Raw genomic sequence first — 14,416 nt, 5'->3', positions numbered from 1 at the left:
ACCCCGCAGCTTAACTGACCTGGTCTCACTACGCAAACTGTTCCACCTTATTCGTTAGTCTAGCAGGTTGATTGATGTGTTGATATAGGTTTGTTGAGGAAGTCAAGGCTTGGGCGCAGAGAGGCAGTAGCCGGGCCGAGCAGCGACCCTGCTCAACCAGACCCTCGGCAACTTCGCGTTTATGCCCGGGCTCATAACTTTTTTCAAGTGCCTCCTTTAGAAGCTCTTTGCCGAGCATCTCATCGGCAAGCATGCGCTTGAGCCGAGCGTTTTCCTTTTGCAACCCCTTCAGTTGCTTGCCTGATCCAGCTCCATCATCCCGAACTCGCGTTCCCAACGATGGAAACTCTGTTCGCTGATGCCTGCCTCGCGACAGACATCCTAAATGGTGGCGTCGGCCTGTTCAGCCTGACGAAGAACACGGATTTTTTGCTCTGTGGTGTATCGTTTGCCTTTCATAATCTGCTCACTTTCTAATGCGCCAGACTAAAAATTCAAGCGGACTTAATTGCGTAAGCTAGACCACCCACGGTCTCGTAGCCCATATCATTTGAAAATATAAATAGAATGTTGGGGCGCTTAGCATGCCCCTCGTCCATACGGATAATTTCTGCGGTGTTCATAAAATCACGCCCCTCAAGTCCCGAACTCCCCCCATCCGCGACTAGATAAGGCGATTGTGCGGCAGCCAGCTCGACTTTGAAACGACCGCTTAGCTCTCAAACCATCGGTTCACTAGAGAATTTTCAACTTGAACGAGTGAGGATGTCCCAAATGAAAACGAGGTATCCGACGCTCCAGCTGCAGCGTATAATCGCATCTCCAATGCGGGCGATGCGTTCGTATTTTTACCCGTTAAATAAATTTCGTAATTACCTGCCGTGAGTCCGTCGATCCGTAATCCTACTCCTCTGGAGTCTGAACCCACAGTGTGAAAAATACCATCCACTGACGGCGCACCTGTAGGATAAATCCCCGCGCTTGCAGCCCCGCCTAATGCGGAGCATCCGTTGGGCGTTTCCGTGAAATCAGAGAACCTGACTGTCGCTACTGGTTTCGACTCCATACGTCAGCACAAGTCCCCCCTGAGTCTCGCCGTATTCAACGAGCTTAACGCAGACTGAACGAACCATTAAAAAACGCCGGCAAACGAACGAGGTCGTCTGCCGGCGCAACCCAAAAATCGTGTCTGAACCAGTTATGCGCGGCGGCGACGGCGCAGCAGCACCCCCCCGGCACTGCAAGCCATAAACAGTGCTGCAGTCGTCGGCTCGGGGATGGTACTGCCAGTCAACTGGATATTGTCATAGGCGTAGCTCCCGGTGGTACTTGAAGAATCAAAATTCAAACGGAGGTAGAAGGTAGATTGATTGTCGAGGACGTTGGAGCTGAGCGTTGAGATATTCAATGTCGTGGTCGCGAAACTGCTAGTACCGTTGGTGTAGCCAGGGGTAGAGAGGTCACTGAAGACGATGCCATCAGTGCTATATGTCCAGACATCTCTGGCATTCATGCCAGAGGTACGGCGTGTGGCATAAGTCAAGGAGAGCGTGTCATACCCCACGCTGCTTAGCGAAAGGGTGATGTATTTGCCGTTCATATTAGCCGAAGGATTCAAGAAAATGAGGGAGCCGCCGGTTGTGGAGTCAGTGCCAACGCGATTTAACGTGGAGTCTGTAAACACACCATAACCAGCGTTGCCGCCAGTAATATTTTGACTGGTATAGGACGTCGCCGCTTTGCCGTTGATAGTGGCATTGGCAATCGTTGCTATATTGGCGAAGTCTATGTTGATGCCAGCACCGTTAAATACTGTGCTGTTGCTGGTATTACTGGCGAGAGTGCCGGGAGTCGCGTTGTCAACTTGTGAGTAGGCCTCGCCGTAGGCAGCAGCGTCAATGTCGAAGGAACCGAGCGTGCCGCTATTATAGACGGGATCGATATTGTTGAAATTCCAATAAGACAGCAGTTCTGCAGAACTAGACTGAGTGAGTGCGCAAGAGACTGCGGCAATGACGAGGGATTTGTGTGTGATATTCATAAGGGGTGTTGATTTTAGTGATTGTTTTTTGGCGGCAGATTTTTTAACTGATTCGAAATGTTAGCAACAAAGCGAAAATTTGAAATCTTATTGCCATGGAGAATTGCCTGACAGTCCGTCATGCACGCTAAACCATAAAAAAGCCGGCAGAAGAACGAGTCGCCTGCCGCCGGCGCAACCCAAAAATCGTGTCTGAACCAGTCATGCGCGGCGACGACGGCGCATCATCAGCAGCATTCCGACACAGGCAGACATAATCAGTGCTGCACTCCCCGGTTCGGGGACGATGCTGAAATTGTCGTAGCTGACACTGTAAGTTCCGGCGTTTGGAATCCGATTACGAAAACCGAAATTCTGGCCTGTCAGGGACGAGGCGTCCGTTGCGCCGATGACAGATCCGATATTCACGCCGTCGGTAATGCTGAGATCCATTGTAAGTGTGCCTCCCGAGTAGGTTCCCGAGAGAGTCATCGTGTAATTGGTGTCGGTCTGCAGCCCGCCATCAGGGAGGCTCGTCTTGGTGCCGCCGAGGTCCGCGGGTGAGGAGGCAATCTCAAGAATTCGCACCGATCCTGCAGTGTTGACATCCGCGAGGTAATACGGATTTCCAGCGCCCCCGCTGAAGGCCGTGTTAGTCCCGAGCGCACCGAACCCGAACGTCATACCCGACTCCAACGTCGAGATCGAAAAAGTTGTGGAAATGGACCAGTCGGTGCCGACTGGTCCCAAGTCGGTTACGTTAACCGTGGCGCTCGAGGCAGTGGCACCGCCTGCTGTAAATGCATTGGTGTACACACCGCTGCCAAGCGTCCACTGCACATCGGTGGTTTCGGTGAAGTCCGCAACGCTGGTGGAGAAGTTGTTCGAGTAGCCAAGAACCACCGCATTGGTGGAGGCGGTAGCAAGCAAAACGGCAATGGCTGGGAGCGTTCTAATGATTTTCATAGGGATTATCCTCTTTAGAGTTCTTTTTGGCAGCAGATCTAAACGAATTTAGTAGTTTAGTAACAAAGCGCGAATTTGGAAGCATATTAATATCAAACAATTGCCTGACAGTCAGCCAGCCATAGTGTGCTCCCGTCACCTCTGGAATCACGCCGGACAAAAGACGACGCGACCGGTCAGGTTGCAGTACATTTCACTTCGAGGCTCGGCCCTGCTCTTCGACAGTGGCCCCGGCAACCCATCGCCCTTCGATCAGGGTGCCGTGGGCGGTGGAGGGAGGTCCGATTTCGCCGAGGGCGAGGAGTCTGGCAACGATGTCCACTGCGGCGGCTCCGGTGGCCTCGTGTTTTTGATCGATCCCGGCGATGCCGGAATTCGATGGGTTGCGGTCGAGGTGGACGAAGCCGGCCTGCTCGGGAAAGCGGAGTCCGAGATGGCGGTTCAATCGCCCCTGAGGGAAGGACATAATGGCGTCCGGCTTCCATCTGTCGATCCAGCTACGATAAGCGTTGGCAGTGCTTTCGAACTGGGTCACCCGGTTGTCGAACACAGGCAAACGCACTCCCGCCGACTTCGACTGTTGCCACCCGTAGTAGGCATGGCTGATCCGGTTCTCAATCAAGCGGTCCAGCGGACTCGGAAGGGCGAGGCCGATCCGTTGGTAGCCGAGATCGGTCAGATATTGAATGCAGAGTTGCGTGTTGGCGAACTCGTCAGCCATCGCGAAGTGGAGGGCCGGAGTTCGCAGACGAGCACCGATGGTGGCTGCCGCGAATTGGTTGAGATCGAGTGGAAGCGGAGCCGGATCTTTGTTCCAGTCGTCAATATAGAGGATGACCAAGCCTCGGATTCCCCGTGCGAAAAGTATCTTCTGCAGACCTTTCGGTTTGATGTTTGGATCCGCAATCGAAAACCGCTCGAGCAGATAGCCAAGATTCTCCGCCCGCTCCTGAGCTCCCTGATAGAGCCTGCGGTAGGATTCGTGGATCCCGGTAAGGTCTGGAGTGCTGCCCGTTTCCACGTAACCTAGAACCGCCTTGGTTCGCTGCGGACTCTTGCGGCGTATCTGGGCCAATCCCGCCGAAATGAGCGGATCTGGCGCGTATCTGAATTCTTCCGCCAGTTCGCGGATCCGTTTTTGCGTGGCGGCGGCCACTCGCCCGGTGCCCCGCAAGGCATCCGATACTGTCTGCCGCGAAACCCCCGCCAACCGTGCCAGTTCGCGGACTGTAATACCTGTGCTCGGTCGTCCCATGAGAGGAACCATAGCTCACAAAAAACGGACTGTCAGGCAAAAGCGAAGGAACTTAACCCAAAACCATGACAACAGCGCATCGCCGCAGTTTATGTCTGCCAGACGGTTTCCCAAAAGTCGAAAAAGCTTACCTCAATTAAGGGTGCATCTACATCTTGCCAGTGCATGGCTGTCCTTCCAAATTCGCCCTTAGGCCATCAACAGCTGCTCCGATATTTTTGGGCTGTAGGTTTCGGTATTTACGATCCAAGTCTTGTTCATGCTTAATGAACCAATCTATGGCCATGGCCTTGACTTCCTCATCGAGTAGCGCGGTAGGCTGTGCGGACTTTGACCTTTCCAACTTTTGCTCTGCGGCGTCGATCTTCTGCTCGATCTCGAATTTAACTGAACGCAGCTTTCGCTTTGCTTCTTGGTAATCGGCGGTTTTCAGAGAAACCATGAACTTCTTCCGCCCGATAATTGGAACCAATTTCTCCGGCACCCGCTTACGGCAATAAAAGATTTTGCTGCCTTTTCGATTTACTAGGCCGTCTGGTCGCTTTGGCATGTGTTCCACATAGGTTTTGTGTAACACTCAAGCCTGAATCCCTTTGTTTAAAAGGCTTGGCGCTGGCTGCCAATAACTTAGAGGAATTTGGCGGAGAGGGAGGGATTCGAACCCTCGGTTGCGTTTCCACAACACTTCCTTTCCAGGGAAGCACGATCGGCCACTCTGTCACCTCTCCTTGCTGACTGGCAAAGTCAAAGGGTTGTGTATGCTAAAGCATCATCGCTCCGTCAAGCCCGTATAAGAAAAAGCCTGCAAGATTTTTTCGTATGTTCCAAATAGAACTTGGCCAACACGTGCCAACTAGCTGTCAGAAGGCGCGGCTTTTGCTGGTGGGCGGATACCATCCATGACCTTCTCGCTCATTTGCTCGATGCCATGATGGCTAATTTTGGACGTCGGATAGATTTCTTTGGCCTCAAGATAGCGTGTCAGGCTCAGGGCGAATTGACCTTTTGCTTCTGCTTGTTCGGCGCGATCCAGTGCGCCCACAAAATCAGCGACTCGCGGGGCTAGTTTAGCCTGGGCACGGGCAAGAACGTAGTCGTCGGCATAGATCTTTTCTGCGTCGGCGAGAATCTCCCATGCGGCGTATGAATTCCCCTGCCCGTCCAACTCTTGGGCACCGACAATGAGGAAGTCCACGCGGGCAATTTTGTCCACGGCTTCCTTGAGTTTTTCTCGACGAACGGAGTCATTAATAAGTGCGCCGCTGAAGTTGGCGCTTTCTGTATAAATGGCGCGGTAGTCCTTGCGGTTATACATCTCATCGAACATGACCGAGGCTTGCGTGCCCACATCCGCCTTGTCGGCCATATCAGACATATATGACCGAATTGCGGGGTTCTGCGGCCAGAGGCCAGTAGCGCGCTCCAGCATGGTCTCAGCTTTGGCGAAATCGCCCTGCCCTACGGCTTGGCGAGCAGCCATTAAGGACAGATTGCTCATTCGCTGGACTGACTGCACTCCGGAAAGCACTTGCGAAGCGGGAAAATCATAAGCCAGTTCCTTGGCCTCAGCGGTCACACGCTCAATGCCTTCATAGTCTTTGTGGTCGATGAGTACTTGGAGCTCGCGGGTTTTCCGATAAAGATCGAGCAGCTTACGCTTTTTCTCGGCGGGGAACTGGAGTACATCCGGTTCGTATTCACCCAGAAAGAAGGTCTCCTGAAGGCGTTCCAATGCACCAAAAAGCTCGTTGCTGGCGTAAAGGCTATCCACCGTCTTCATGCCAATGCGCACGTCAGCCTGAGCCTCACGGGCGAGCAACTCCACGGTTTCAACCGTTGGAGTAAAGTCGGATACCGGCAAAAATGCGCCCAACTCCTCACCACCCACAGTGATCGTCTGGTGAGAGCCTTTGAAGGCAAAGCGGTAAAACTGCGATGCGATCATGCAATGCTCAAAACGGCGCGTTAGAAGCAGGTTTACAATCTGCGATTGGAACTGAAGCTTGGCAACTTGGCCATTAGCGACTTTCAGCGTCTCCATCGCGGCCATCTGGGTTTGAATATTGACCAACTTTTGAGCACCAAAAGTTGTGTCCGTTACGCCCTCATAAGCTTGGCCCGTATGGCGACCTTCAGATTTCAAACGCTGCCGCTGCTCATGCTCATATTCCTCTTGGGCGCTCTGTGAGAGTAACTGCCCTTGTGCATCTTCCATCTCTTCGTCCATCAGTTGACGTGCTCGCGTCAGGCTGGTGTTTTCGTCACGAATACGCCAGACATTGTAAACTTGATTGGCCACGGTAATGGAAATGCCTTGGTCCATTTCATAACGTGCGGCCTTAAAAAGCATTTGCCAGGCTTGAAAGACTTCGTCGGACAGCGTTGCTGTGTCCTTCATATTATCTTCGCCAACGAGAGACAAGAGCTGCGCGATGCGCTGAAGGATACCTAGATAAATCTCATCGTTGGTATTCAGGTCGGGCGTGGCTAGATAGCGCTCGAAGCGGGCGCGGGCGACACGGTTGTTGCCCACATTAAAAGTGCGGCCCTTCCAATTGTAAGTGCCGTCTTCGAAATTGACTGAATCGCTGTCGACGTTGAACACGCGGTCGGCCATATTCTCCGAGGTCTGGCTCTCAAATAAGCCCGCGCCGGAACCGACGTTCATCACGTTATTCTGGTTCTCAGCGCCGCTGGAACCGCCGGAGCCACTAGACCCACCATTACCGCCGCCTCCGCCAAAAAAATTTGGTGAGCCGCCTCCGCCAGAAGATGAATCGTAAGCCTGTCCGAAAAGCAAAGAAGTGGACAGAAGAGCAAGAACGGCGATTGGCTTTTTCATGGCGTATCTAATTAAGAATCCTGGTTTGGCGAAAATCTTTCCAACACACTAACCACTGTCCCAGCTGGATTCAAACCAGGAAACTGTTAATATTTCTCAAGCTCGTTGATGTAAATCAGGCCACCGTCCTGGACACTAACGCCCAGGTTGTAACGTTGGCCCGTGTGAATACTGTCGGCCAAGCCTTCTGGCAAAAACACCGGCACTGGACGGCCATCAGTCTTAACGACCAGCAGACGGCCGACACCGGGACGATAACTGAGCATTGACTCGACTTGCGCGTCGATTCGGTAGGAATTACCTAAAAAATTCTGTGGAGACTGTAGATAGTCCGTGGTGGGAAATGGCTCAAGGTGCGATGTGCTACCGCCCTTCAAGGCGATCACCAGCACGATAATAATCGCAGCTGCGAGGACCAACGCCGCAATTCCGGCGACGGCGTTAAATTTTCCTGCGTGAGCTTTTATGTCGGTCATTCTGGGGTTGGGCTGCGGTTGTGCCAGCATCTTAAACCGTGAGGGTTACGGAAAGTTGCACACCATGCCAAGTGAAATGATGGCGTAATACAAATGAAAAAGATTAACAGAAAGCGATCTGTGAATAAATGACATACAGCGCCCATCATCGTTTCATTACCAAAATAGAGAAACGAATCCTCGCGATTCCATCGGTCAGCCTGCTAATAGAGCGTTAGTCGATCGGCTCCAGCACATCGCTCATCTGCGCCTCATAAAAACGAGTCAACAAGAGCTTGATCGCATACGGGTCCGATTCCTTGAGAACCCTTTTGGCGAGTGCCTGAGCATCGGAAAGCTTCATCTTGCGGATAAGATATTTAATCTCGGGTAATACCGTGCCCGTCGCGCTGATCTCGTTGGCCCCAAGACCAAAAAGTAACGGGACATAGATCGGATCACCGGCCATTTCGCCGCAAACTCCCACATGAATATTGTGCTTGTTCGCCGTCGAAATGATCGTATTGAGCGTGCGGATCACCGCAGGGTGATTCGGCTCGTAAAGATGCGCAATACGATCATTAACACGGTCCACCGCGAGCAGGTATTGGATCAGGTCATTCGTGCCGATGCTGAAAAACTGACAGTGCTCGGCAAGCAAGTCACACGTGTAGGCGGCACCAGGGATCTCAATCATTGCACCGACTTCGATCTTTTCATCAAACTTCTGATTCCGCTCCCGACATTCGTTCTTAGCCTCTTCCAACAGGAGATTGGCCGCCACGAGTTCGTCCTGCGTACTGATCATCGGATACATGATCTTCACATTGCCGACTGCGCTAGCCCGCAGGATGGCGCGGAGCTGATCCTTAAACAATTCCCGATGCTCCAGGCAAAAGCGTATCGCCCGAAAGCCCATAAAGGGATTGCTCTCGTTCTGCACAAAATAGTCAGACAAATGCTTATCACCGCCCAGATCCAGTGTCCGCAAAATAACGGGGTGCGGGGCCAAAGTCTCAGCTACCTCACGATAGGCAGCATACTGCTCCTCCTCATCAGGGAAGGAATCATGCTGCATGTAGAGAGATTCGGTGCGGTAAAGGCCCACGCCTTCTGCCCCACGCTCAATGGCCCGTTCACAGTCTTCCGGACCGCCAATGTTCGCGCCGATTTCCAGCCGATGACCGTCAGCCGTTGTCGCAGGTAAGAGCGCCGAAGATTCAAATACGCGTTGGATCGTCTGGCGCTCGCTTTTCAGCTCCCCGTAACGGAAAAGGGTCTCCTCGGTCGGGTTGATGATGACAATACCGTCGTAGCCATCGATCAGTATATAGTCTTCATTATTAAGCTGTTCGGATGCATTGTGCAGGCCGACAACTGCAGGCACACCCATTGATCGGGCCATGATCACCGCATGGCTCGTCCGGCTGCCGGAGTCCGTTAAAACACCCAATACCTTCTTTTTATCAAAGCCAGCAGCCTCCGACGGAGTGATGTCTTCCGAGACAATAATCCGCTCGGAAACCAGCTCCATTAAATTGCGTTGAGTCTGCCCGAGAAGGATCTGCAAGACTCGGCGGGAAACATCCTCAATATCCTTAACACGCTCTTTCAGGTAATCGTCCTGTAGGGACTCAAAAGCCTCAATGAAACGGTTGCTGACCTCGCGGAAGCAATATTCCACGTTATAGGCGGTATCCTCCATTTCGCGGAGAGTTTCCTCGATCAGCGCACGGTCCTCCAAAACCATGATGTGGGCGTCAAAAATGCGGGCTTCATTTTCGCCTAGGCGTTCCGCAATTTCGTGTCGTATTTGGGCTATTTGCCGACGAGCCTCAAGGAGTGCTTTTTCAAACCGCTCCTTTTCATGTTCCAGCTGTTTGGCCGGAATTTCATAGACAGGAATTTCTAACTCCTTCTGTAAGATAACGAAAGCTAAGCCATGCGCAACGCCCGGAGAGGCGGCGATACCGTCCAAGACGATCTCTTTAGGCATTTCCGATTCCATTCAGCAAAAAGTTCAAAAGGGGTATACAAACAGCTCTGTTATTTTTAAAAGACTGATCGTCAATACGATACAGGCAAGATAAATCCGTTTAGCCCCAAAGAGGTATGATTTAGGCGAATCAATCGATTAAGCAATGGACGTTTCCACCCAGAAAGCAGCCTCTCCCAGGCACTCCTGAATCGTCGCAATAATCGATTCGCTCGCCATATCTGGTTCCAGCCAAACGAGGCAAGCGCTGCCGCTGCCACTCATAATACAACGGGCGTCATGGCGCTCCCGAATCAGCTCTAAAAGCACCGGCAATGCGAGAAATTTCTCGAAGGCTGCCTGTTGCATGTTGTTGAACAAAGGGACTTTACATAAATCTGACCCGGCCTGCCATTCGGCCAGCATTGCCTCGGCTTCGGTCGCTGGGCAATACCAAGTTCCGTTAGCCTTCATGCGCCCATATGCCCAGCCCGTCTCAACCCCAAAACTCGGCTTAAAGAGAATCAGTCTCTGCCCGGAAAGTGCCTCCTCTGCGGCGGTTGCCAGAGACTCCAGTTGATCACCTCGCCCCCTCATAATTACGGGCTTTTGAGCAAGGAAGAGCGGACAATCCGATCCAAGCTCCGACGAGACTTCGATCAACTCATTGATAGTCAATGGTTTGTCCAAAAGTTCATTAATCGAAGAAAGCACCGTGGAAGCATTACTACTCCCCCCCCCTAGCCCAGCTCCTGCCGGGATTTTTTTATCAAGATCCACTCTCACTGAGGCCTCAAATGGATGCCGACGACGAAAGGCCTCCACCGCGCGCAAAGCGAGATTTGTGCTATCTGTCGGCACTCCTGGAAAATCGCAAGTCAGTTGGTCCCCCCCCCCCTCGTTCGTCAAGGTGACAGTTACCTGATCGCCGAAAGCAACGGGTGCGACCAAGCTGACAAGGTCATGAAAGCCGTCCGCTCGAACGCCAGTAATGGCGAGGACCAGGTTGACCTTTGCCGGCGACAACAGGGTTAGGCTCGACATGGGACTAAGAAATGCGGGCCGTATTTTCTGCCAGTAGCGCCTTGAGGCGTGCGGCAGTATCGGCCGTCGCAAGGGCATCAATGATCTCGTCCAGATCGCCATCCATGACCGCTGTCAGACTGTGCACGGTCAGCCCAATGCGGTGATCCGTTAGGCGGCTTTGAGGGAAATTATAGGTGCGGATGCGCTCAGAGCGGTCCCCAGTACCAATCTGACTCCTTCGGTACTCAGCATACTTGTCGGCTTCTTCCTTCTGCTTTCGCTCCAACAAACGCGAGCGGAGCACCTTCATTGCCTTAGCACGGTTCTTCATCTGCGAACGCTCATCCGCGCAGTAGACCATGATGCCGCTCGGGATGTGGGTTAGCTGGACGGCGGATTCGGTCTTATTAACATGCTGACCACCAGCACCGCTGGCCCGACAAGTCGTGATTTCCAAATCGTCGGGGCGGATTTCAACATCCACCTCCTCCGCCTCTGGCAGCACGGCCACAGTCGCTGTCGAGGTATGTATACGACCTTGAGATTCTGTTGCCGGGACGCGCTGCACACGATGAACACCGCTTTCGTATTTTAGCCTCTTGTAAACATCCTCGCCGGAGATGAGAAAGGCAACTTCGCGAAAGCCGCCTACGTCGGATTCGTTCATGCCCATCGTCTCAATTTTCCACCCTTGGCGATCAGCCAAACGCTGATACATCCGGTAAAGGTCACCAGCAAAGATATTGGCTTCATCCCCCCCTGCACCACCACGGACTTCAACAATTGTGTTGCGTGAATCGGTTCGGTCAGGCGGCAGCATTGCCAGAAGCAGGTCTTCGCGATATTGATCGTATTTGCTCTCGCCTAAAGTGACTTCTTCCATCGCGAGTTCGCGTAACTCGGGATCGGCAGATGTGTCTTCGGCCATTTCCCTATTCTCATCCAACTCTCGCTCAAGATTGGCTAGCCGGTCGTAAAGCCGGATCAGATTGGATACGTGGGTGTGCTCGCGGGAAATGTCTTTGGCCCGCCTTTGGTCCATAAAGAAATCCGGCTGCGCCATGAGCTTATCAAGCTCGGCGCGCCTTGCGCGAAAAGGGTCAATATCGGGGATGCCTTCCATAATCGTTGGCCGGGGTTCCGGCGAAACAAGATAAGCAAGCGACTCACCGTCGGCTTAGCAAGAAATTTGGATAAACGGCATCGTTATTCCTTACGTGAGGAGTCCACTGTTCCCGCAATTGCGACGCCAAACAGCAGCATCTGCGCTGTATAGTAAATCCAGAGAAGAAAGACCACGAGTGTATTAGCCGCCCCATATGCAGACGCTATTTCGCTTTTACCTAGGTAGACATTCACCAAGACACGACCGATTTCAAAGGTTACGAGCACGAACAGGCTCCCGATTAAAATCGCCCGCCAACTCGGCGGATGCACTGCCAAGAGCCTCATAATCGCCGATACTGCTATAAAAACAAGCAAGCCGTTAATCACGTCTATCGCGAATTGAATCCAAACAGTGCTATCAGATAAAAAGAGCGACAAGACCTTTGGCGCTATCGCTGTTAACAAGATCCCAGCAACAAAGATCAATCCGGCAGCCAATGTAAAAACGAAGGCATTCAAGCGACCCAGCAAACTTCGCTTCACGGCTTGCCGCATATCTTTACTTTTGATCTTCAGAAGAGCATTCACGCTGATTCGCATTCTTACGAAGATAAGAGTGGCGGCCCAAAATAAAGTCAGCCCAGATACTACAGCCAACAGCCACCCCTGTCTCTCGAATGTGTCTGGCCGGACCATATCGATCAGTGCAGCAGCCTCGACTTGCGACATAAAGCCGTTCAGCCAATCAGCCGCCGCCTTCCGAGCGCTCTCTTCGCCGAGAAACTTCCCCGCAATCATCAAAGCAAAGACAATCAAAGGGGCGGACGAAAACAGCATGTAAAAGGAAATCGATGCTGACAGGCCAAACCCATCTGCTTGCATCCAACGTGCCACCACGCGTAACAGAAATTTGCCCCAGCGCCTCATGTCGATGACCCTGCCACTTCTCACCTTAGGAGCAAGCATCGAGACACTCTATGGGCACGTAGCCGAGATTTCGCCCTCGTCTACAATATAATCTTCGATCGCAGACAAAACAGTCAATGCATCTGGCGAGTCGTTAAACTTTAAAAAACGGTTTATCGCAATCAGTTGAAAATGCAACTGAGCACCTTTTAACTCGACTCCAGTCCAATCAGTTTTTGCCCAACTATTAAGGCCAACCTGCACCGATTCTCTACGCTCATCCGATTCCACATTAAAATCCTCCGGCAAATCAGACCAAGATGCCGGGATGTTATAGATGACCCAATGAACAACATTTGGGCCCGAATCGCGGGGCTCATCGACAATCAGCACATAGCTAACCGTTCGCCTAGAAGCTCCCCGCCATTGCAGCGGAGGTGAAACCTCTGATGTCGCATCCGCATATAAATTGGAAATCACCCCACCATCTGTGAAAGCGGGTGAAAGCAGGCTAAGCGCTAAGGCCTTGCCCCCATACAAGAACAGACCACCAAACACACATGCACGCTTACCCCCAAAAAACATATACGATTGATATGAAAATTTATGTGTTGGATGCAAGTCTGGTGATTTTAAAATCGTAGATTTAGCTCAAGAGCCTTCCACATAAAGCGCCCTGAGCTTCCTTCAAAAAGCAGGTAAAGAATTCGATTTACAAGTAACTGCTTAGTCAACCTTGACTTCATGAGAATTGTGATAGATATTCTTCACTTGATCTTTGAGAGGCTAAAGTCATGCCTCCCCAATCAAAGGGGGTGTTCCGGATTCGACTCGGAGCTGTAGGTTATGGCTGCAGGACGGAGATGATGGTTGGCTCCGTTACCAAATCCATCACATTACAAATGGCGAAAAAAACATCGTCGAGTTCGCCCCACAAGGCGAACTCCTGGCTGCTTAGTTCAGTCACGTCTCACCCCGGATGCTCGTTAAGGGAATGAGGCGTAAGCTAGCGAGTATAGTTTGCGGCGGGTGACCGGTCGTAAACCGTAATAAACAGGTTAATCGGGTTCATGTAGCGTGTCAGTTCGCGCCATGACCCCAAACTCAAACAACTGACTATTTCTGTAGACGCTATAATTGAAACCTCCGGACACGCGGGTTCGACTCCCGCCACCTCCACCATTTTAACCCCTTCGTAATCCTCAATACACCGTGAATTCCAACAGCTAGGTAATAATTCGTTATGTTGGGTCGAGTGGGTCAAGCGGCGATTCTGTGTTGTAGGTTGTTGGGTGAAAGGAAGTGCAAGGTCTTGCGTGGGCGTTGATTCAGTTCGGTTTCGATGAGGGCGAGGCTAGCCTCGCCCTCATCGAGGAAGTTGGTTCCCTTGGGGAAGTATTGGCGGACGAGTCCGTTGAAGTTTTCGACGCCGCCTTTCTCCCAGGAGTGGTAGGGCTGGCAAAAGTAGCCAGCCAGGGCCGTGATGATAGCCTGGGCGGTCAACCGTGGCATCCTTGCTCGGCAGCAGCACCAGGCGTCCGTAGCGGCTCTTGCGTTCGTACAGGCTCAGCAGCAGATAGCCACCGCCCCGGCAACTCGCGATAAGGTCGCACTCCCGGTCGCCGTAACGCTCACGTCGCCCCACGATGGGCGGGCGCTGCTCAATGCCCACGCGGTTTGGAAGCTTGCTGCGGCTGGTTTTGTTCTTGTGGCGATAGCGGCGTTTGCCGTTGATGCGCAGGTGCAGGTAAAGCCGTCCGCCACGGTCGCGGGCAGCCCGGGTGAACGTGTAGATGCTCGTGCGTGAAGGAGCTCGTTGGCCCTCCCGCCGCAGCGCACCGCTGATCTGCTCCGGGCTGTGCTT

14 protein-coding genes, 1 tRNA gene, 1 other RNA gene and 1 pseudogene are annotated in these 14,416 nt (G+C 52.5%); 2 read left to right on the top strand and 15 right to left on the bottom strand.

Annotation, left to right across the window (positions count from 1 at the left end; all coding sequences use genetic code 11):
• Positions 1–28: 28 nt before the first annotated feature.
• Positions 29–337, bottom strand: a complete 309-nt coding sequence (locus tag IE065_RS14820; protein ID WP_189516491.1) for a hypothetical protein — start codon at positions 335–337, stop codon at positions 29–31.
• 2 nt (positions 338–339) lie between these two features.
• Between IE065_RS14820 and IE065_RS14815 the strand changes: the two genes are divergently transcribed.
• Positions 340–477 (top strand): hypothetical protein, encoded by a 138-nt coding sequence (locus tag IE065_RS14815; RefSeq protein WP_189516489.1) that lies wholly within the window; start codon positions 340–342, stop codon positions 475–477.
• 721 nt (positions 478–1,198) lie between these two features.
• Here IE065_RS14815 and IE065_RS14810 read toward each other — a convergent pair.
• From IE065_RS14810 to IE065_RS14755, 12 genes are all read right to left on the bottom strand, one after another.
• On the bottom strand, positions 1,199–2,041 hold the full coding sequence (locus IE065_RS14810) for a PEP-CTERM sorting domain-containing protein (protein ID WP_189516487.1): 843 nt from the start codon (positions 2,039–2,041) through the stop codon (positions 1,199–1,201).
• A 201-nt stretch (positions 2,042–2,242) separates the two neighbouring features.
• Positions 2,243–2,986: a PEP-CTERM sorting domain-containing protein gene (locus tag IE065_RS14805; protein WP_189516485.1), complete on the bottom strand. Its 744-nt coding sequence runs from the start codon at positions 2,984–2,986 to the stop codon at positions 2,243–2,245.
• 193 nt (positions 2,987–3,179) lie between these two features.
• The gene (locus tag IE065_RS14800; protein ID WP_189516483.1) at positions 3,180–4,241 is read right to left on the bottom strand and encodes a LacI family DNA-binding transcriptional regulator; all 1,062 of its coding nucleotides are present in this window, start codon (positions 4,239–4,241) and stop codon (positions 3,180–3,182) included.
• A gap of 148 nt (positions 4,242–4,389) precedes the next feature.
• On the bottom strand, positions 4,390–4,791 hold the full coding sequence (locus IE065_RS14795) for a DUF6538 domain-containing protein (RefSeq protein WP_189516481.1): 402 nt from the start codon (positions 4,789–4,791) through the stop codon (positions 4,390–4,392).
• Positions 4,792–4,879: 88 nt separating this feature from the next.
• Positions 4,880–4,969: transfer RNA gene (locus IE065_RS14790), tRNA-Ser, on the bottom strand.
• 125 nt (positions 4,970–5,094) lie between these two features.
• Positions 5,095–7,083 (bottom strand): hypothetical protein, encoded by a 1,989-nt coding sequence (locus tag IE065_RS14785; RefSeq protein ID WP_189516479.1) that lies wholly within the window; start codon positions 7,081–7,083, stop codon positions 5,095–5,097.
• Between the two features lie 86 nt (positions 7,084–7,169).
• Positions 7,170–7,559: a hypothetical protein gene (locus tag IE065_RS14780; protein WP_189516477.1), complete on the bottom strand. Its 390-nt coding sequence runs from the start codon at positions 7,557–7,559 to the stop codon at positions 7,170–7,172.
• 214 nt (positions 7,560–7,773) lie between these two features.
• The gene (gene ptsP, locus IE065_RS14775) at positions 7,774–9,534 is read right to left on the bottom strand and encodes a phosphoenolpyruvate--protein phosphotransferase (protein WP_229792137.1); all 1,761 of its coding nucleotides are present in this window, start codon (positions 9,532–9,534) and stop codon (positions 7,774–7,776) included.
• A 138-nt stretch (positions 9,535–9,672) separates the two neighbouring features.
• Positions 9,673–10,557: a 4-(cytidine 5'-diphospho)-2-C-methyl-D-erythritol kinase gene (gene ispE / locus IE065_RS14770; protein ID WP_189516473.1), complete on the bottom strand. Its 885-nt coding sequence runs from the start codon at positions 10,555–10,557 to the stop codon at positions 9,673–9,675.
• A 4-nt stretch (positions 10,558–10,561) separates the two neighbouring features.
• Positions 10,562–11,662 carry a peptide chain release factor 1 gene (prfA, locus tag IE065_RS14765; RefSeq protein ID WP_189516471.1) on the bottom strand — a complete coding sequence of 367 codons (1,101 nt, stop codon included), beginning with the start codon at positions 11,660–11,662 and terminating at the stop codon, positions 10,562–10,564.
• 83 nt (positions 11,663–11,745) lie between these two features.
• Positions 11,746–12,612, bottom strand: a complete 867-nt coding sequence (locus IE065_RS14760; protein ID WP_189516469.1) for a YihY/virulence factor BrkB family protein — start codon at positions 12,610–12,612, stop codon at positions 11,746–11,748.
• A gap of 9 nt (positions 12,613–12,621) precedes the next feature.
• Positions 12,622–13,137, bottom strand: a complete 516-nt coding sequence (locus IE065_RS14755; protein ID WP_189516467.1) for a YbhB/YbcL family Raf kinase inhibitor-like protein — start codon at positions 13,135–13,137, stop codon at positions 12,622–12,624.
• Between the two features lie 226 nt (positions 13,138–13,363).
• Between IE065_RS14755 and ssrA the strand changes: the two genes are divergently transcribed.
• Positions 13,364–13,734: a transfer-messenger RNA gene (gene ssrA, locus IE065_RS14750) on the top strand.
• 78 nt (positions 13,735–13,812) lie between these two features.
• Here the strand turns inward: ssrA and IE065_RS18110 are convergent.
• Both IE065_RS18110 and IE065_RS18105 read right to left on the bottom strand, forming a co-directional pair.
• Entirely contained in the window at positions 13,813–14,064 is a 252-nt protein-coding gene (locus IE065_RS18110; RefSeq protein ID WP_229792136.1) for a hypothetical protein, read from the bottom strand.
• Positions 14,065–14,116: 52 nt separating this feature from the next.
• Positions 14,117–14,386 (bottom strand): annotated as a pseudogene (locus tag IE065_RS18105) (IS30 family transposase); the annotation flags it as partial.
• Positions 14,387–14,416 lie beyond the last annotated feature (30 nt).

It is taken from the genome of Cerasicoccus arenae, from assembly GCF_014651635.1.
Taxonomy (GTDB): Bacteria; Verrucomicrobiota; Verrucomicrobiia; order Opitutales; family Cerasicoccaceae; genus Cerasicoccus; species Cerasicoccus arenae.
This window is presented reverse-complemented; position numbering and strand designations above follow the sequence as displayed.